The organism is Christensenella minuta (genome assembly GCF_003628755.1).
Lineage (GTDB): Bacteria > Bacillota > Clostridia > Christensenellales > Christensenellaceae > Christensenella > Christensenella minuta.
The window spans coordinates 2,282,668-2,301,603 of record NZ_CP029256.1 but is presented as its reverse complement, the minus strand read 5'-3'; the positions used below and the strand labels follow the sequence as shown (position 1 = coordinate 2,301,603).

Genomic DNA, 18,936 nt, shown 5'->3' with positions numbered 1-18,936 from the left:
ATGAGCATGATCGAAACCAAAGGAGTGACGTACTATTATTCCAAGAGCCATCCCGTGCTGGACGGGATCGATCTCCGCCTTGACCGGGGCATGATGTATGTGATCTTCGGACCGTCGGGGTGCGGAAAAACGACGCTTTTATCCCTCCTGGGCGGGCTGGACGTACCTAAAGCCGGCCATATCCTGTTTGACGGCCGCGACGTGCAGGAGATCGGCCTGGAACGTTTGCGGCGGGAGAAAGTGGCCTTTGTGTTCCAGAATTATAACCTGATCGACTATATGACACCCGTGGAAAACGTTCTCCTGACGGCAAAAGAAGCGCCCATGCCGGTGCTCGGGAAGCTTGGCCTGCAAGAGGAGGAAGCCAAACGGAACGTGCTGAAGCTGTCGGGCGGCGAGCAGCAGCGCGTGGCGATCGCCCGCGCCCTCGCGTCCCAAAACCCGGTGATCCTTGCCGACGAGCCGACGGGCAATTTGGATGAAGAAACCGCAGGGGAGATCACGGCGGTTTTGAAGGACGCGGCAAAAAGCTATAATAGGTGCGTCGTTATCGTCTCCCACTCAAGGGAAGTCGCAAACGAGGCGGACGTGGTGTTCGAGCTGAAGGGCGGAAAGATCAGGGAGCAGAGCAACGCCTGATATCCCGCGAACGGTGAACGCTCCTTTCCGGAAACCGCAGGCACGCGGCCCGGCCCTTCGGCCTTTATTTTTCTGCTGTCGTCCACGATCAGAATTTTGTTCATAAGCCGCTTTTCTCCCCTGCTTTGATTTTTACAGTATCCCATCATCAATGGAAACGAAGTATAAATAAAACCGCAAAGGCAGAAAATTACCGCGGGAGCGGAAAGGGATAAAAAAAGAGGGAAAACGGATAAAATCTTTACCGTTTCGCGGCGCGAGGGACGCTATAATACTGTACAAGCATCCATGAAGTAATATAAAATGTTGTGAGACGACAAACGGGGCGGCTTGGGACTGCGCCGGGCCGCATAAGGAAACGTAAAGGTGGAATGGAATGAAAGACACGGTTTTGCTGGCAGGGGAACTGGAAAGCGGGGCGCACGACGGAACGCTCCGGAGGCTGTATCCGGAGACCGAAACGGCGCGGCTGCGGTACCGCCGGGCGGTGGAGCGGTATGAAGCGCTTTTCGGCCGGGCAGAGGCCGGGGTATACAGCGCGCCGGGAAGAAGCGAGGTGAGCGGCAACCACACCGACCACCAGCAGGGCATGGTACTGGCGGCGGCCGTCAACACGGACGCGGTTGCCGTCGTGGGATATCATGGGGAAAACAAGATCAGGGTTGTATCGGAAGGATATGAAATGATCGAGGTAGACGTGGGCGGCCTGGAGAAAAAGGACAGCGAGGCGGACACCTCCGCCGCCATCATCCGGGGAACGGCGTTTGGCCTGAGAGAAAAGGGATACCGGGTCGGAGGCTTTAACGCCTATATCACCAGCGACGTGCTGATCGGCGCGGGGCTTTCCTCTTCGGCGGCGTTTGAGGTGCTGCTGGGGACGGTAATCTCCGGGTTGTTCAACGGCATGGGGATTGCCCCGCTTGAGATCGCGAAGGCGGGCCAGTATGCGGAAAATGTCTTTTTCGGAAAGCCGTGCGGCCTGATGGACCAGACGGCGTGCGCCGCAGGCGGCCTTGTATTCATTGATTTTGAACATCCGGAAGCCCCGGCGGTGAGGAAGCTTCCGGTAGATTTCAGGGATTTCGGGTACAGCCTTTGCATCGTCGATACGAAAGGCTCGCACGGCAGCCTGACGGCGGATTACGCGGCGCTCCGGTCGGAAATGGAGAGCGTGGCGGCGTTTTTTGGGAAGAAGGTGCTGAGGCAGGTGGATGAAGCGGCGTTTTATCGAAATATCCCGGCGCTGCGCGCGCGCCTCGGCGACCGTCCGGTCCTGCGCGCGATCCATTTTTTCAACGAGGAAAAGCGGGTAGAACGGCAGGCCGCGGCGCTTACACAGGGGGATTTTAAGACGTTCCTGCGGATGGTGGGGGAATCGGGCGGCTCGTCGTTTCAATACCTGCAAAATGTATATACGGTGCGCGAGCCGCAAAGACAGGAGGTATCCCTTGGCCTGGCGGTGAGCGAGAGCGTGCTCGGCGGACATGGCGCGGCCCGGGTTCATGGCGGCGGTTTTGCGGGCACCATACAGGCATTTGTAGAAAACGGATATGTGGAACGTTACCGCCGCGCGCTCGACGGCGTGTTTGGCGGCGGGGCGTGCCAGGTGCTCGAGGTCAGAAATGAAGGAGGAATCCGGGTTTTATAGCGATGGCGTATATCCGGACGGAAGGACAGCGGAATGGAACAAAAAGAAGGTATGGCTTACAGGCGGGTCGAGGCCCTTGTGCAATACGGGATGCATAACGGACTCATCGGCCGGGAAGATATTGTATATACACGAAACAGGCTGTACACCCTGCTTGAGCTGGACGGCCCGGAGGAGCCCTGCGTGCCGGAAGAGGAATTTCTCACGCAAACGCTGGGCGGGCTATGCGGTTTTGCGTATGAAAAAGGACTGATTGGCGAGAATACGGGCGCGTGCCGCGACCGCTTCGATACGGAGCTGATGGGCGCGCTTACGCCGCGGCCGTCTGAAGTGACCGGGCGTTTTTGGGAGGAATACCATAAATCCCCCGAGCGGGCCACGAACTATTTCTACCGTTTCAGCGAGGCCACGAATTATATCCGCCGCGACCGCATCGCAAAGGATATCAAGTGGAAGACGCCGACGAAATACGGGGAGCTTGACATTACGATCAACCTTTCCAAGCCGGAAAAGGATCCCAAGGCCATCGCGGCGGCCAAAAACAAGGCGCAGGCGGGCTACCCGAAATGCCTGCTGTGCCCGGAAAACGAAGGCTACGCGGGGCGCGCCGGCTATCCCGCGCGGCAGAACCACAGGATCATTCCCATTGCTCTTGACGGGGAGGAGTGGTTTTTCCAGTATTCCCCTTATTCCTATTACCGGGAACACTGCATCATACTGAAAAAGGAACATGTACCGATGAAGCTTACGGAACGCACCTTCTACAGGCTGATCGATTTTGTAAGGCAATTCCCGCATTACTTCATCGGGTCGAACGCGGACCTGCCGATCGTGGGCGGGTCGATCCTGACGCACGATCATTTCCAGGGCGGCCGCTACGAGCTGCCGATCGAGCGCGCGGAGGATCTTGACGAAGTTGAGATCGAAGGATTCGGAGATGTGCGCGCATGCAGGATCAAGTGGCCGATGTACACCCTGCGCCTGCGCTGCCGGGATGGGGAGCGGCTTGCAGAAGCAGGCTTCTATGTGCTTTCGGTATGGCGGGATTATACGGACGCATCCGCCTTCATCTATGCCCGTACGGAAAACGCCCCGCATAATACGGTAACGCCGGTCGCAAGGTTTCGGGACGGAATGTTCGAGCTGGACCTGATCCTGCGCAACAATATCACGACGAAAGAGCATCCGCTGGGCGTTTTCCACCCGCATGCGGACAAGCAGCACATCAAAAAGGAAAACATCGGGCTCATCGAGGCGATGGGCCTCGCGGTCCTGCCGCCCCGCCTGAAGGAAAGCATGGAGCTGATCCGCGGGGCGCTGCTGCGCAGGGAACCTGTTTCAAAGAACGGGCCGCTCGCGGCGCACCGGGAATGGATCGGCGGTTTTGCGGAAAAATATCCGGAGATCAGCGCGGAAACCGTCGGAGAGATCCTGCAAACTGAGATCGGCCTTGTGTTTGAAGCGGTTTTGGAGGATGCGGGCGTGTTCAAGGATACGCCGGAGGGCGCGGCCGCCGCGAAGCGGTTTTCAGACCGGCTGGGGGGATAGCATTCTTTATGCGCCCGATTCCGGTGTTTTTTTACAATGGTGCAAAGCGCCCCCTATACTTGAAGACCGATCTAAGGAGAGTACAATTGTTGTATCTAGAGAAAGGAGCGTTGTAAAATGGGGAAAAAGATATTGGTACTGACTGGCAGCCCGCGTGGGAGCGGAAACAGCGATATGCTGGCCGACGCGTTTATAAAGGGAGCAGAGGAAAGCGGGCATTCGGCTGTAAAGTTCGAGGCGGGAAAGAAGAAAATAGGAGGCTGCACGGCGTGCGACCAATGCTGGACGAACGGACATGCCTGTGTTGACCAGGATGATTTCTACGAGCTGGAGCCGCTGCTGGAGAGCTGTGGTGTAATGGTGCTTGCAGCGCCTGTTTATTGGATGGGGTTTCCAGCACAGATGAAGGCGGCCATCGATAAGCTTTACGCTTACGGCGGCAGCGGCGGGCTGCGCCCGCTTGCCATCAAGGAAAGCGCGCTGCTGCTGTGTGGGGGAGATCCGGCCGCGGCGGAATACGATTACGTGGCGCAGGGGTATAAAATGATCCTTTCCTTTTTGGGCTGGCGGGACCGCGGCGTCCTATGGCAGGGCGGCACGGGAGCGCCGGGCGATATCAGTCCCGATGCGCTGCAAAAAGCAGAAGGGATGGGAAGGGGTTTATAAGAAGCCCCAAAGGGCTTTTCTTTGCCGGGGCAGGAACGAAAAAGGTCCTTTGCCGCGCCGCCGGAAGCGTGATCTGAAACCGTTTCCGGTTTTTGCAAGAGGATAAGGATTGAAACAAAAATGATACAAGTGTTTTATAGGATGAACCCGGGGAAAAATTTCCCGGGTTTTTGTTTGCCGGACGGGGCTGCCAAATGAAAAGGGCGGTGAACATTCTGATGGCTTGCCTGTGCGCGGAAGGTTTTGCGGAGACGGTCCGCAGCGAAACAAAAATGATACAAATCCTTTTTATGATAGTTGCAGGAAATAAAACGTCACGATAAACGACAGACCGAAAGGAACCCGTTCCAATGAAAAAAATTTTGAATATGATCCTGATTTGTATTTTGTGCGCGGTATTCTTGCTTGCAGGCTGCCAGCCGACGCCGGAAAAACAGGCGGTGGTGAACCGCGCGGAGGGAATTCCGCAGGAGGCCTTGAAGGAGACGGGAGCGCCTGCCGGGGACGATGCGGAGGAACGGTACGAGCCTGTGGCCTACACCGTATCCCAGCACTGGAAAGAGGAAATTTCCAAAAGCGATTACTTCACCGTGCAGGCGGATGTGGACGTGATGGTGCCCCAGGTGGAGGCATTTCCCGTGCAAAAGCTGGAAAAGGACGACCTTACGCAGGAGCGTGTGGACGGACTGGTCGCTTATTTCACACAGCCGGGCTCGAAGTTCTACCAGATGCCGCTGCCGATGACCAAGGCGTATTACGAAGACGAGCTTGTCCGGCTGAAGGAAGACCTTGCCCGGGTGGAAGCGGGCGGAGACGGGGAGACCCCGGAATCCATCCGCGGCTATATCGCGGAAACAGAGGAAAAATGGGCGAGCGCACCGGAAGAAGTAACGCCCGTGGAAACGGATACGAACTTTACCTACCAGTACGATTATGAAACGGGCGAAGCGAATACGTCTATGGGCGAGGATTTTATTTACGTATCGGTCGAGGATGGAAGCGGCCTCAATAAGCGGATCAGCGCCACGCGCCCGGGTAAAAACGGCTATGGCTCCTATTTTTCATACGGCGACTGCTCGTTTGAAAACGAATCCAGGCTGGTCAACCAGGAACAGTGGTATGCGGAAGACCAGGGAAAGCTGCAATATATTGAGGACGAGCCGTATAAGTCGGAGGAAGCGGCGCGTCTCGCGGAAGAGGCCGGGCGGATCAACAGTCAAAAAGAGCTGTATGCGCAGAATAATATCGATTTAGACGCGATGCAGGATAAGGCGGCCGGGCTGCTCCGGGAGCTTGGCATCACGGGCGTACAGGTCACGGTCTGTGAAAAAGCGCTGCTGGGGCCGCTCCCGGAGGAATCCAGCAATGAAGCTGCGGTGAACGACCAGCCGGGGGCCTACATCGAATTTACCCGGCAGTGCGGGGGTGTGCCCTGCTTCAACCAGACGAGCGGAAGCTGGTCCGACGATATGTCGATGGAGGGAATGTATTCCGCGCCCTTTTACCCGGAACAGGGAAGTATCGTTTTCGACGCGGACGGCAACGTGAGGATGTTTTCATGGAGCGACGCTTCAAGGGTAACGGAAGAGGTGGCCGGAGACAGCGACATCCTTTCCTTTGACGAGGCAAAGCAAAAGGCCGCCGATCATTTGTACTGGAACAATACCACGCAGTATACGGACGGCTATACGGAGGAAGATGCGAAGACAAAACTGCGCTTCGAGGTGGAACAGGCCGATCTTGTGATGGCGTATATCAACGTCAAGGGCGAAGCGGAGCTGGTGATGGCTGTGCCCGCGTGGCGTTTCAAGACGCAGGGCTACGGCACCTACCTCGGGGAAGACGGCATCATGAGCGGCGTAGAAAGCCTGTATAACAAAGAAGAGGTATTCATCAACGCGCTCGACGGTTCGCCGATACTGATGCCGGGGATGGAGCGGATGATGCCGGGGACCGGGGATGAAGGCGCCTAAGGAAACGAACGGACCGGACTGGACGCAAAAATGATACAACTCCCCTTTATGCTGAATTCTGAGGCCGCTGTTTTTACCGGCCGAAAGGAACCGTTGAAATGAAAAAGCGTTTGAATACCATATGCGTTTGCGCCTTGTGCGCGGCGTTTCTGCTCGCGGGCTGCCAGGCGACGCCGGAAAAGCGGGCCGTGGTACAGAAAAATAATGGATCGTTTGAAAAAACGGCCGGCGAAACGGCGGGCCTGCCATATGAAGCGCCCGCGCGTTATGAAAATGAGCTCGCGGGAGCGGCCGGCGTATCGATCCGCTTTGCGGCGGACGTGGAAATGCCCGGGCTGTCCGCATATCCGGTGTATTCCGTGCGCCCCGCCCTTTTTACACAGGAACAGGTAGACCGCGTGCTGGACGTATTGCTTGAGGGAGAAACACTGTACGAGGACAACACGCAGCAGCGCAGCAGGGATGAAATCCAGCACGACATCGACTATTACACAAAGGAGCTCGAGGCCTGCGGGGATAACCCCGAATTCGCGGCTGCGGCGGAAACCTATAAGCAATGGCTGAAGGATTTTATGATCGAATACGAAAATGCGCCCGAACAGCTCGATTTAAAGGAAGCAGAACGTACGCTGAAATTCAACGAAAACGATCCGAATATTGTGATGTTTTACGGTGAGCAGCAACCCATGGAAAATGAAGGGGAATACCAGACCGTGCTGACGGAGGATGGGAAAAAGCGCGCAGAAGCGGCGGGAAATGCCTGCGTAACGGGCGTATTCTGGAAGGAAATCGGCGGTATGCCGACCAAGATGCGGTTTGTCGCAAGCAACCATATGACCGGCATGGGGAACGGGCTGGAATCCAATCTGTACTGCGAGCCGTACGCAAGCGGGATTCCGCAGGTGCCGGCCAGCCTTACACAGGAAGACGCGGAAAAAATTGCGCAGGACGCCCTTGAGCAAATGGGAATCGACGCGGTGCTGATCTCCGCACAGCGGGACGTGATCCTTGACTGGGAGGAAACCGAAGACGGGGCGTTCGGCTTTACCGACCGCGGCGCGGCGTGTTATACCGTTACTTTTAAGCACAATGTTCCGGGCACCCTGCAAAGAGGCGTTTCCCCCGCCAACCAGTATGCGGAGGAGTATGATTTTGCCGCGCGCATTCCCAATGAAACGATCACCGTGCGCGTGAACGGCGACGGTATTGTCGGATTTTCATGGAACAATCCGATGGAAGTCGTAGCGGTGGAGAATGAAAATACGCCGCTCCTGCCTTTTGAAGAGGTCTCGCAGCGTATGGAAGAACAAATCAAGAATACGACGGCAAGCCTTTCCATGGGCGATCCGGAGTCCGACGGGCAGCGCATACTGGTTAATCGGATTACGCTTTCCTACCTTATGACCCGAAAGCCGGACAATCCGGACGAATATTATTTTGTTCCCGTATGGGACGCATGCGGCAACATATTTTACCATTATCCGGATGATTATCCCGACAATACGAGCAACCATTATGTTGTGGACGAGAACCGGGAACGGGCGGAATACAACATGGATGAAATCTGGGGACAGCAGCCTGTTTCGCTTGTCACGCTGAACGCGGCCGACGGCAGCGTGATTAACCGGGCATATTCCTGATCTTGCGGCAAGGAGGCGGGATGCAAATGAAAACCAAAAGGTGTTTGACAACAACAGTTGCTTTTATACTGTGCGGCTTGCTGCTTATCGGCTGCCAGGCGACGCCGGAAAAGCAGGCCGTAGTACAGAAAAAAGAAGATATTCCCAGCGAGGCCATAAAGCAAGCGGACGGTCCGGCGGAAACTGCAGAGCATTATGAGCCGATGCCGTACAAGGCATCGGAGCACTGGAAAGAGAACATTACTAAAAGCGAAGATTTCATTATCAATGCGGATGTTGACGTGATGATGCCGGAAGCGGAGGTTTATCCGGTGCAGAAGCTTTCGCAAATGGATATGACCCAGGAGCGCGTCGATGAATTGATCGCATATTTTGTGGGCAGTGACGCGGAGTTTTACCAGATGCCCCTCCCTATGACAAAGGAGGACTGGGAGGAACGGATTTTAGAGCTTAAGCAAAGCCTTGCACAGGCAGAGGCGGGCGGCGACGGAGAAGAACCGGAATTGCTTCACGGCTATATCAAGGAAGCGGAGGAAGGCTGGGCGAACGCGCCTGAAGAAAATGAAATGAAAGCTGCGGATACCAAATTCACTTATCGGCTCGATTACGAAACGGGCAGGCCGACGACAGAGGAGGGTAAGAATTATATTGATCTTGCGGTGAAAAGCAACGATGGGATCAACCGGACGATTACAGCGTCGCGCGCGAACGCCGCAGACGGCACGGCCTATTTTATTTACAGGGAATGTTCGGATTTTAATACGGAATCCACAACGCAAATGCAGGAAAAAGCCAATGCGCAGGAGCGTGAATGGGCCCAGCACTATGAAGAACCTTCACGCTCGGAAGAATTAGAGCGGCTCGACGAGCAGGCCGCGCGTATCGCTTCGCTCAAAGAAAAATACGCAAAAAATGAGATCGACATGGACGCCATGCAGCAAAAGGCGGTGGAGATTCTAAAGGAACTGGGGATTGTGGGGGTGCAGGTCAAGAACTGCGAAAAAGCCGTATATGAACCGAACACACAGAAATTGACGAGTGCATGGGGATACGAATATACCGAGCCAACACAGCCTGGCTGCTGTATCGAATTCCAGCGGGAATGCGGCGGCATTCCCTGCGTTGCGCAGGGCGGCGGGCACTGGGGGCCGGGAATGTCACTGGAGGGGAGATATTCCGCTCCATTTTATCCGGAAAGCGGGTACCTGCTGCTCGATGCGGACGGAAACGTGCGCGACTTCTCCTGGACGAATGCGGCGCAGGCCGATGAAACAAGCGCGCAGGACAGCGCCATCATACCGTTTGACGAGGCCAAAGAGCGCCTTGTCGGTCATCTTTACTGGTACAGTGTGCCGCAGGATCCGGATGCGGCGGGGCAGGATGCTCCCAAAAACAAATTTCGTTTTGAGGTTGAAGAGGCAAAGCTTGTGATGTCTTATATCAACGTCAAAGACGAGCCGGACAAGGTGCTGGCGGTGCCCGCCTGGTATGTCAGGGCGCAGGGATACGTAAGTACGATGGATCGGGAAACGGCGGAGTATGGGGACGAATATGAATCCAACAGCGAGGAGGTCATGGTCAACGCGCTGGACGGATCGCCGATCATGATGCCGGGCGTACAGCGGTTTATGGAAGAGGATGAGAAAATGGGGCTCGCAGGGTAAGGAGAACAGCGAAGTGCAGGCATTGAAGACAGACTTAAAACGCGCCTTTGGCTCATGGGGGTTCATCGCAGCGGTCATCGGGTTTGCAGTGGCGGCATTTTTCGGCGTGGCGGGCCAAATTCTGCCCATATTGCAGGGACAAATGGAGGACGGCCTTGCGGCGGGATATTCTATCCAGCTTTCCATCGACTCGCTGAAAACGGATGTGGTGCTGCTGGTGCTGCCCATACTCGCCGCGCTGCCCTTCACGACCGCCTTTGTAGACGACCACAAAAGCCGTTATTTGCGCGAGTATCTTCCGCGCGCAGGCAAACGGCCCTACCTTGTTTCGCGCGTGGCGGCGACCGCGCTTTCGGGCGGGCTGGCGCTCTTCTTGGGCGTGTTTCTCGCCTGTTTTGCGTTTGCCCTGCTGTTTACGCCGATGGAACTTATGCCCCAGGAGGCGGAAAAGCTTGCGGGAGAGATGGCTATGACGGCGGAAATGGGCGGACAGGCTGATACAGCGGCGCAGCTTACCTTTACGGACCTGATGGGCCGGGCGTTCTTGTTTTTTCTTTCGGGAGCGCTATGGTCGCTGGTCGGCGGGATGTTCGCCGCCCTGACCCAAAGCCGTTATATGGCGTATGCGTCGCCGTTCATCTTCTATTATGTGCTCGTGATCCTCTCGCAGCGGTATTTCCGGAACGCCTATGTTTTGAGCCCGCAGGAATGGTTGAACCCGTCCGGGCTGTGGAACGCGGGCATCTGGGGAGCGGCCCTGCTGGTGGGGGAACTGGCGATCCTTGTCGGGCTTTCCTATGGCTTTTTGATGCAAAGGAGAATGCGTGATGCGTGACGGTATAAAAAGAACAGGCGGGAATAAAAGAAAGCGTGAAAAACCGGGGATTCCGGGAGGCGTGAACGGGCGAAGCCAAACGGGACCGGAAAGAAGGCGTGGCTGCGCGAAGGCCCGTTTCCCGGCCCCGGGGGAGGAAAGAGGATGACGGCAGGGGTTGCGGCGCGCCAATCATGGTCTGTGGCGGTTTACAATTTCAGGCAGTGGAAAGGCAATCCGCGCATTGCGGTGACCTTTGCACTGGCCTTTATCCTGTGTTTTTTGCTCTCGAACAAGGCGGTGCAGTTCGCACAGGAGCAGGGCACGGTCATGCAGCTTGTAGAGGCGTTCGTGTGGACGTTCGGAGACGCCAACAATATCCTCATTTCCTCCCTGCTGCTCGTGCTTTTGTTTGCGGATATGCCCTTTATCTGCGAGGGCACGCCCTTTTACCTGATGCGCACTACGCGCGGGGCGTGGCTTTGGGGCCAGATCATCTATATCTGTATGGCAACGGCGCTCTACATGGCGTTTATTCTGCTTGCGACCTCCACGCTGTGCGCCCACAACTCGTTTATCGGGGACCAGTGGAGCGAAACGGCGGCAATGCTCGGTTATTCGGGGGCGGGGGAAGCGGTTGCCCTGCCCGCGTTCGTAAAGACGCTCGAAATGAGCACGCCCTATGCCTGTATGGCAACCATCTTTTTGCTGATGCTGCTGTACACGCTGCTGATGGCGTCTATTATGCTCGCGGTCAATATCCGCAGGGGGCAGTTCTGGGGCGTGGTGAGCGTATTTTTATTCAGCCTGTATGGGCTGCTGCTAAACCCGCAGATATTCGGTCAAATGTTCAGCCTGCCGCAGGAGCTGATGTATCAGGCCAATGTGGCGGTGGGATGGATGTCGCCCTTAAACCAGGCGACGTACCATATGCACAATTTTGGCTACGACCTGCTCCCGCGGCTATGGCAGACCTGCCTGATCTTTGGGGCGGCGACCGCCGCGTTGTTCTGGGCAGCGCTCCGGGGGATGAAAAAATATAATTTTAACTTTACGGGGAACAGCGTATGAAGGATATTTCAATCAGCGTCCAGCATGTGTACAAGGATTTTAACGGCGAAGAGGTGCTGCGGGATGTGCACCACGATTTTGAGGCCGGTAAAATCCACGGGATCGTAGGCAACAACGGCTCTGGGAAAACGGTGCTTTTCAAGTGTATCTGTGGGTTTCTGTTTCCATCAAAGGGGAAAATCATGGTGGACTACGAGCAGGTAGGAAGGGATATGGATTTTCCCGAAGACATGGGCATCATCATTGAGACCCCCGGTTTTTTGCCGGCACTTACAGGCTTTAAAAATCTTCAGCTTCTGGCGTCCCTTAAACGAAGGGTTGGAAATAAGGAAATCCGCGAGACCATTCGGCGGGCCGGGCTTGACCCGGACCTTAAAAAGCACGTCGCCAAATACTCCCTCGGGATGCGGCAGCGGCTTGGCATTGCGCAGGCCATCATGGAAGACCCCTCGCTGCTGGTTTTGGACGAACCGTTCAACGGCCTCGACAAACAGGGCGTGCGCGAAATGCGCGAGCTTATCAAAGGGCTGCGCGCGAAGGGAAAGACGATCCTGCTTGCGAGCCACAACGCGGGCGACATTGAAGAGCTGTGCGATACGGTGTGCGAAATGGACGCCGGGATTTTAACAGAAGTGAGGTAAGGACGGTTACGGGCGGCACGGAACCCGAAGGAAGCGGAGGCGAAGGAAAAGAGTATGCTGGAAGCAACGAATAAAACAGGGAACAGGCTTGCGGGCCGCAAAACCGCGGGCCAAAAGGCGGGAAGCTCCGGCGCGCCCGCAGGAGGAATTCCGCCGGAGACGGAAAAGGCGGCCCCTGCGGCAGGGCGCAGCGACGACGCGGAGCCAATTATCAGTATCAGGAACCTGGTCAAGATATATAAGACGAAAAAGGTGCGCTTCCGGGCGCTTGGCGGCGTGGACCTCGACATCCGGCGGGGCGAATTTGTGGCCGTGGCCGGGACCTCGGGGAGCGGGAAATCCACGCTTTTAAACCTCGCCGCGGGCCTTGAAAAGCCGACCGCGGGCAAGGTGTTTATCCGCGAAAAACCGATCCATAAGATGAAAGAGGACGACCTTGTGGAGTTCCGTCTTAATCATGTGGGGTTCATTTTCCAAAGTTTCAACCTGATGGATACGCTCACCACCCTTGAAAACGCGGCGTTTCCCCTGATGCTGCGCGGCATCCCGCCGCTTAAACGGGAAAAGGAAGCAAAGGCGGTGCTTTCCGCGCTTGGGCTTGCGGGGCACCTTGCGCACGACCCGGACGAGCTTTCGGGTGGACAGCAGCAGCGTGTGTCGATTGCGCGGGCAATCATCACCAAACCGGAAATTTTGTTCGCGGACGAGCCGACGGGCAACCTCGACAGTGAAACAGCCGAACAGATTATGGAGATTCTGCAGAACATTGTGAAGGAAAACGGGACGACGCTCCTGATGGTTACCCACGACATGGAGAAAGCGCGGTATGCGGACCGGATCGTGTATATCGCGGACGGGGAGGTCGTAAAGATCGAGGAGAACTGCGGGCAAAAAGCGGCCTGTGCACGGGACCGGCAACAACGGCGCGCATGAGGCCGAAAAAAACGGTGAAACAAAAGAGGCTTCCGCGGGGACCCTGCGGCAATGGTCCGCGCGGGAAAAAGCCCGCCTTAAAGGCGCGGCGCAACACAGAGGAGGACAGCAATGAGAAAAGGACTGGTTATACTGCTTGCGGTAATCATGACGGTTCTACCGGCAGGGACGGCGCTGGCTGCGGAGGATACGCCTGCAGCCGGGACGCAGGACGCGGGGACCGTGCTTGCCATTGACAACGAAAACCTATACCCGGGGATGGATCAACCGTACAGCAGCGGATATATGCCCGCCGTGGCAGGCGGGAGCGCCTCTATCGTCCTTCCGCTCGTACCGGCACAGGAATTGCAGGGCGGCAGCATCAACATAACGGTGGACCTCGGAGACGCTTCATCTTCCCCCTTTGTGTTCCAGAATTACGATAAGACAGTCGGGCTGAAAGAGCATATGGTCAATAATGGGGCGGGCAGGGCGAAGGCCTGCCTTGTGGAGCTAAACCTGCCGCTCGCGGAGGGTAGGCTTAGCGGACGCTATCCGGTGACGGTAAGCGTCCAGGGACAGGTACAGGGCGGCGCACAGTTTACGCAGGCGTTTACCCTGTACGTTACGGTTACGGACGGCATTGACCCGAACGCGCCGGCAGCGCAGGACCCTGGGGACGCCGACGCGCCCGCGGGCGGTACGGGCGGCGGAGGCGGCGCGGGCGGAGGGGAAGCGAAGCCCAAGCCCAAGGTTATGCTCGGCGGATATTCCGTAAACCCATCCCCCGTACTCGCCGGACAGGAGTTCGGTCTTTCCGTCACCCTGCAAAATACGAGCGACAGCCAGCCGATCAAAAACATGAAGGTTACGGTCAGCGGGGAGACAGCGGATATCATCCCCATGGGGGAGACCAATTCCTTTTACTTCAAAAAGGTGGCCAAACAGGAAAGCGCCGCGATCGATACCAGGCTGATGGTGCAGCAGACGGCGGAGCCCAAGCCACAGAAAATATTGCTGCATGTCGAATACGAAGGGGACGGAGGAACGGAGGTCACATCGGACGAATCCATTGTGATTCAGGTCAAACAGCCGGTCCGCATCGAATACGACGAGCCGGAGATTCCGCAGGAGGTGAACGCGGGGGATACGATGTCCGTCTCCATGAACGTGATGAACATGGGCAAGGGGACGGTGTACAATGTGCGCGCGGAGGTCGAGGCGCCGGGGCTGGTGCCGGAGGGCAGCCTGTTCCTTGGAAACCTGGAGAGCGGGGCCGCAAAAAAAGGAGACCTGTACGTATTTGTGAGCACGCTCGATTCCAGCGGCGCGGACGCGAAGTACGGCTACACGAATGGAAAAATGACGCTGTCTTATGAGGATGAATTCGGGGAGGTATCCACACAAGAGTTTGATTTCTCGACCAATATCAATCCGCCTGTCATAAACGCCCCTCAGGAGGAAGAAGAGGAAGAAAAGCCGGAGACGCAAAGCCAATGGTGGATTTCGGTTCTGATCCTCGGGGCGGTCATCGGCGGTATCCTCGGTATTCGGTACGCCCTCAAACGCAGAAAGCAGAAAGCGGAAGACAATGAGGACGTCTGATTTATTCAAACTGGCCCTGGTCCATTTAAGCAGGCGCAAATCCCGCACCTTCCTTACTGTCCTCGGGGTGATCGTGGGAACGGCGTGCATCGTGCTGATGCTGTCTATCGGCTATTCCAATTATAAGCAGTTCGAGGGACTGCTGACAAACAACACGGCGCTCACGCGGATCGAGATCAACGATTATTCCTCGTCGGCGGTGTCGGGGCGCGGCGGGATTACGGACAGCACCGTGCAGTCCATCGCGGCGATGGAGCATGTGGAAGCGGCGTCCCCCGTGGTGCAGGTTCCCGCTGTGATCCGCACGGGCGCTTATGAGGCGAATATAAGCGTAACGGGGATCGAGCCTGCCGTGTTGGACCTCGAGCTTGAGGAGGGCGGGATGTTCGGGCAGGGCGGAACCATGCCGGTGCTGGTGGTGGGCGGAGACGCGGTACAGCAATTTGTCGATCCGAAAAACCCGCCCAATTACGCGGACTGGGAAGAGTTCAGCAAATATTCCCCGCAGATCGATTGGCTTGGAACGGAGCTGGAGCTGCAGTTCGGGTACGGCATGGACGACCCTGAGGCGCCCCGGGGCAGCCTTTACCGCGCGTCGGTCTCCGGGCTGACGAAAAAGGCGCAGAGCAGCGAAAGCAACAGCATCTACATGGACCTTGCCGTCGCCAAACGAATGCTGATGGACAACAGGGAGCTTGCGGACGATATGGGCGTGCCGCTGAATTCCTACCAGCAGGTGATCGTGCGCGTGGACGACATGGACAACGTGCAAAGCGTCATGGATGAGATCAAGAAGCTCGGGTACCAGACATACAGCGAAACGGAATACATCTCGCAGATGCAGGAGGAGCAGGGGAGGCAGCAGGGACAGCTGTTTGCCATCGGCCTGATCTCGCTGTTCGTATCCGCCATCGGCATTGCAAACACCATGTATGCAAGCATACTCGAAAGGCGGCGGGACATCGGCATCATGAAGGTCGTGGGGATGAAGATCCGGAAGATCCGGCAGCTTTTTTTGACGGAATCCGCAATGATCGGCCTCCTTGGCGGGCTGGTCGGACTGGGGATCAGCTATATCGTGGTGCTTGCGATCAACACGGGCACCGAGCAGACAAGCTTCCTCGGGATGGTTTTTTCCGAAGGGATGAAGGTGGAAATTCCCATGTGGGTGGCGCTCGGAGCGCTCGGCATCGCGCTGCTGGTGGGGATCGCCTCAGGCGTTTACCCGGCGCGCAAGGCAACGAAAATGAGCCCGCTTGAAGCCATGCGCAGCGGGAACTGAGGAACGCAGTATTTTTGCCGAAAGTGAAAAGGACACGCGCCTGCCGGCGGAACCCTATTCCGCTGCGGGCGTTTTTCTTGCCGCGCCCTTTTTCCGCGCGGCAAGAACTCCCGCGTAGAGCGCCGCAAGGGTCAGACAGCCCCAGAACCTGACGATCCGCACCACATGGACCAGCGTTTCCGGGTGGGCCGTCTGTTCCGTCAGCGTGAAAAACGCCGCGGAGGGCAGCCGGTAAAAACTGAAAAGGGCGAGGAGGAAGGCGGCGGTGATAAACTGGCAGGTTATGCTTCCGATATCCTGTATGGTAAATTTACTGACGAGCCGCCTGTCCGTGGGAATGGACTGCGTATGGTAATACTCCCGGTTGAGCAGGGAACTTGTGCCGCTGAAGAAAAAGCTGACGAGAAAAACGCCGGCCGGGAAATAAAAGGGCGTCATCAGCAAAACAAGGCCCGCGCATGCGCCGGCGGCCTGCACCGTAAATGGGGACGCCTTTCCCGCAAGCCGCCATAGCTTTGAAGCAAACGCCATCGAACAGCCCATGCCGAGGACGAACGGGACGTATACGTAAGCGGCCGCTTCCCCGATTCCATAAACGGCGCCGACATAAAAGGAGCCGAAGATAAAGAGGAAATTCCCGCACATGCCGTTGGCGAAGGAAAGGAGGTTGAGCCATAGGGGCAGCCGGGCCCGTTTCCTGCGCAGCCAAACAAGGAGCATGGCGGCAAGGAAGGCGACGGCAAACCAAATGGTCACAACGTCCAGTTCCTGCGCGTCAAGGGTCAGGCGCGCGATACGCAGCACGATCAGCAAAACAAAAAACACGAGGAAAACGGCCGCGTACCGCGGGGATACGGTCACGTTTTTTAAATGGATAAAACGGAAGGCGTGCGCCCGGCCGCGGGAGGTGGAATAGAAGGCGAGCAGGAAGAGGACAAGGTAAAGCAGCATCACGCCGCCCGTCCGTATGGGAGAGGGCAGGGCCGTCAGGGCAAGCAGAAACACGGCGGCGAATGCGAGGGGCGCAAAATTTTTCTTTGGCTTGCCCGCTGTACCGGACTTTTGGTTTTGTTCCTGCCGCTGGAAATGCAGGGTGGTGAAGGCGGGCTGGATGAATGCCGTACTAAGCCCAAGAAGGATCGCAGAGGCCGTGAAAAACGGGAAACAGAAAACGCCCAGCACCCCGCAGAGCGCACCGGCGGCCCCAAGGGCCAGCGAAAGCATCATTACAAAATAACTGTCCGCGCCCGCACGGATGCTGCGCAGTAAAAATATACCCGTCATGCGGAGCGTATAAAAGATTACAAGGGGCAGGATCGCCGTGAGGCTGGTCCCGTCCGCCAGCTGGAGGAACAGCAGATAGGGAATGGCGATCAGAGAGCTGTTTAGCAGAAAGGCGGACGGTCCCGCGATGGTTTCAAAGAATGTTTTTGCTTTTTTGATAAGACTTCCCTCCCCGACGAAAAAGGCAGGCGCCAAAGGGCGGCGGTTTGCCGGATTTTTTGTTTCGTATACCATGGCTTTAAACAGAAATTCCTCCCTTTAAACGGGTTGCGGCGCGCCGGACGGGATGAAATGACAAAGCGTTCCGCATCCGGTATAATAAAGGGAAATCTTACAAGGAGCGCGTTGAGATGAATCAAACGATGAAGGCGGTTGTTTTTGAGGGAAAGGGAAGGTTCGCGCTTAAGGAGCGGCCCGTTCCGGCGCTGCACGCGCCCACGGATGCGATCGTCCGGGTGACGCTGGCTTCCATCTGCTCGAGCGACCTGCATATAAAGCACGGCAGCGTCCCCCGTGCGAAGTCCGGAGTTGTCGTGGGGCATGAGATGGTTGGCGTGGTGGAGCAAATTGGGAACGGCGTGCGCAAGGTCCGCGCGGGGGACCGGGTGACGGTCAACGTGGAGACCTTCTGCGGCGAATGCTATTTTTGCCGCCGCGGGTTTGTCAATAACTGTACGCACGAATATGGCGGCTGGGCCCTTGGCTGCCGGATCGACGGCGGGCAGGCAGAGTATGTCCGCGTGCCTTTTGCCGATCATGGGCTCGATGTGATCCCCGCAGGGGTAACGGACGAACAGGCGCTTTTCACCGGGGATATCCTTGCCACCGGCTACTGGGGCGCTGGGATCGGCGGGATCGAAGAGGGAGATACGGTGCTGGTGATCGGCGCGGGGCCGACGGGCCTGTGCACGATGGCCTGCGCACGGCTGTGCCGCCCGGCCCGCATCATTGCCGCGGATATTTCCGAGGAACGGCTCTCGCTCGCGCGGCGCATGGGGATTGCGGACCTTACGGTGAACCCCGCACGGGAAGACCCCGGCGCTGCGGCGCGCAGCCTTACACAGGGACGGGGCGCGGACGTGGTGTTTGAAGCGGCGGGCGGAGCGGATACCTTCGAGGCCGCGTGGAAAGCGGCGCGCCCGAACGGGACGGTATGCGTGATCGCCATGTATGAGAAGCCGCAGGTCCTTCCCCTGCCCGATATGTACGGCAAAAACCTGACCTTTAAAACGGGCGGTGTGGATGCCAATTCCTGCGGGAAAATCCTAGAGCTGGTCCGGCGGGAAAAACTTAATACCACGCCGCTGATTACCCACCGTTTTTCGCTGGACCGCGCGCTGGAGGCTTACGCGCTTTTTGAAAGCGGGGCGGACGGCGTAGTGAAGATTGCGCTGAAGCCGTAGGAAGAAAGATGCCCTAAAAGCATGAAAAGTAATAGAATATAGGTATTAGACATTATAAGGAATACCCCTTATCCTGTGGATAAGGGGTGTTTTTGGTGGAAAAAATGGATATGAACAATTTGTAAACAACAAAAAGGGGACCTTGA

Annotated in this window: 15 protein-coding genes; 14 read left to right on the top strand and 1 reads right to left on the bottom strand. The window is 56.9% G+C overall.

Translation table 11 applies throughout. From position 1 onward, the window contains the following. From B1H56_RS10970 to B1H56_RS10910, 13 genes are all read left to right on the top strand, one after another. On the top strand, positions 1–639 hold the full coding sequence (locus tag B1H56_RS10970; protein WP_066519679.1) for an ATP-binding cassette domain-containing protein: 639 nt from the start codon (positions 1–3) through the stop codon (positions 637–639). A 376-nt stretch (positions 640–1,015) separates the two neighbouring features. Next, complete coding sequence (locus tag B1H56_RS10965) at positions 1,016–2,287, top strand: galactokinase (protein ID WP_066519677.1); 1,272 nt, start codon at positions 1,016–1,018, stop codon at positions 2,285–2,287. A gap of 33 nt (positions 2,288–2,320) precedes the next feature. Then, positions 2,321–3,835, top strand: coding sequence for a UDP-glucose--hexose-1-phosphate uridylyltransferase (locus tag B1H56_RS10960; RefSeq protein ID WP_242862021.1), 1,515 nt, complete (start codon positions 2,321–2,323; stop codon positions 3,833–3,835). 117 nt (positions 3,836–3,952) lie between these two features. Next, positions 3,953–4,501 carry a flavodoxin family protein gene (locus tag B1H56_RS10955; RefSeq protein WP_066519674.1) on the top strand — a complete coding sequence of 183 codons (549 nt, stop codon included), beginning with the start codon at positions 3,953–3,955 and terminating at the stop codon, positions 4,499–4,501. 350 nt (positions 4,502–4,851) lie between these two features. Continuing rightward, positions 4,852–6,474: a DUF6034 family protein gene (locus B1H56_RS10950; protein WP_066519671.1), complete on the top strand. Its 1,623-nt coding sequence runs from the start codon at positions 4,852–4,854 to the stop codon at positions 6,472–6,474. A gap of 98 nt (positions 6,475–6,572) precedes the next feature. Continuing rightward, entirely contained in the window at positions 6,573–8,114 is a 1,542-nt protein-coding gene (locus B1H56_RS10945; RefSeq protein WP_066519666.1) for a DUF6034 family protein, read from the top strand. A 26-nt stretch (positions 8,115–8,140) separates the two neighbouring features. Continuing rightward, positions 8,141–9,778, top strand: coding sequence for a DUF6034 family protein (locus B1H56_RS10940; RefSeq protein ID WP_066519664.1), 1,638 nt, complete (start codon positions 8,141–8,143; stop codon positions 9,776–9,778). Positions 9,779–9,791: 13 nt separating this feature from the next. Next, the gene (locus tag B1H56_RS10935; protein WP_147554688.1) at positions 9,792–10,613 is read left to right on the top strand and encodes a hypothetical protein; all 822 of its coding nucleotides are present in this window, start codon (positions 9,792–9,794) and stop codon (positions 10,611–10,613) included. Positions 10,614–10,757: 144 nt separating this feature from the next. After that, positions 10,758–11,663: a hypothetical protein gene (locus tag B1H56_RS10930; protein WP_066519659.1), complete on the top strand. Its 906-nt coding sequence runs from the start codon at positions 10,758–10,760 to the stop codon at positions 11,661–11,663. Then, positions 11,660–12,304 carry an ATP-binding cassette domain-containing protein gene (locus tag B1H56_RS10925; RefSeq protein WP_066519657.1) on the top strand — a complete coding sequence of 215 codons (645 nt, stop codon included), beginning with the start codon at positions 11,660–11,662 and terminating at the stop codon, positions 12,302–12,304. Before B1H56_RS10930 ends, B1H56_RS10925 begins: the two co-directional genes overlap by 4 nt. 54 nt (positions 12,305–12,358) lie before the next feature. Then, the gene (locus B1H56_RS10920) at positions 12,359–13,237 is read left to right on the top strand and encodes an ABC transporter ATP-binding protein (protein WP_082771107.1); all 879 of its coding nucleotides are present in this window, start codon (positions 12,359–12,361) and stop codon (positions 13,235–13,237) included. A gap of 111 nt (positions 13,238–13,348) precedes the next feature. Then, entirely contained in the window at positions 13,349–14,821 is a 1,473-nt protein-coding gene (locus B1H56_RS10915) for a COG1361 S-layer family protein (protein ID WP_066519655.1), read from the top strand. Further along, a complete protein-coding gene (locus B1H56_RS10910) occupies positions 14,808–16,103 on the top strand; it encodes an ABC transporter permease (RefSeq protein WP_066519652.1) in 1,296 nt (431 codons plus the stop codon). The genes B1H56_RS10915 and B1H56_RS10910 overlap by 14 nt, the downstream gene beginning before the upstream one ends. Positions 16,104–16,157: 54 nt before the next feature. On the opposite strand, the gene B1H56_RS10905 is transcribed toward B1H56_RS10910, so the two are convergent. After that, positions 16,158–17,621, bottom strand: a complete 1,464-nt coding sequence (locus B1H56_RS10905) for a hypothetical protein (protein ID WP_066519650.1) — start codon at positions 17,619–17,621, stop codon at positions 16,158–16,160. A gap of 128 nt (positions 17,622–17,749) precedes the next feature. On the opposite strand from B1H56_RS10905, the gene B1H56_RS10900 reads away from it, so the two are divergent. Next, the gene (locus B1H56_RS10900; protein WP_066520036.1) at positions 17,750–18,790 is read left to right on the top strand and encodes an alcohol dehydrogenase; all 1,041 of its coding nucleotides are present in this window, start codon (positions 17,750–17,752) and stop codon (positions 18,788–18,790) included. Positions 18,791–18,936 lie beyond the last annotated feature (146 nt).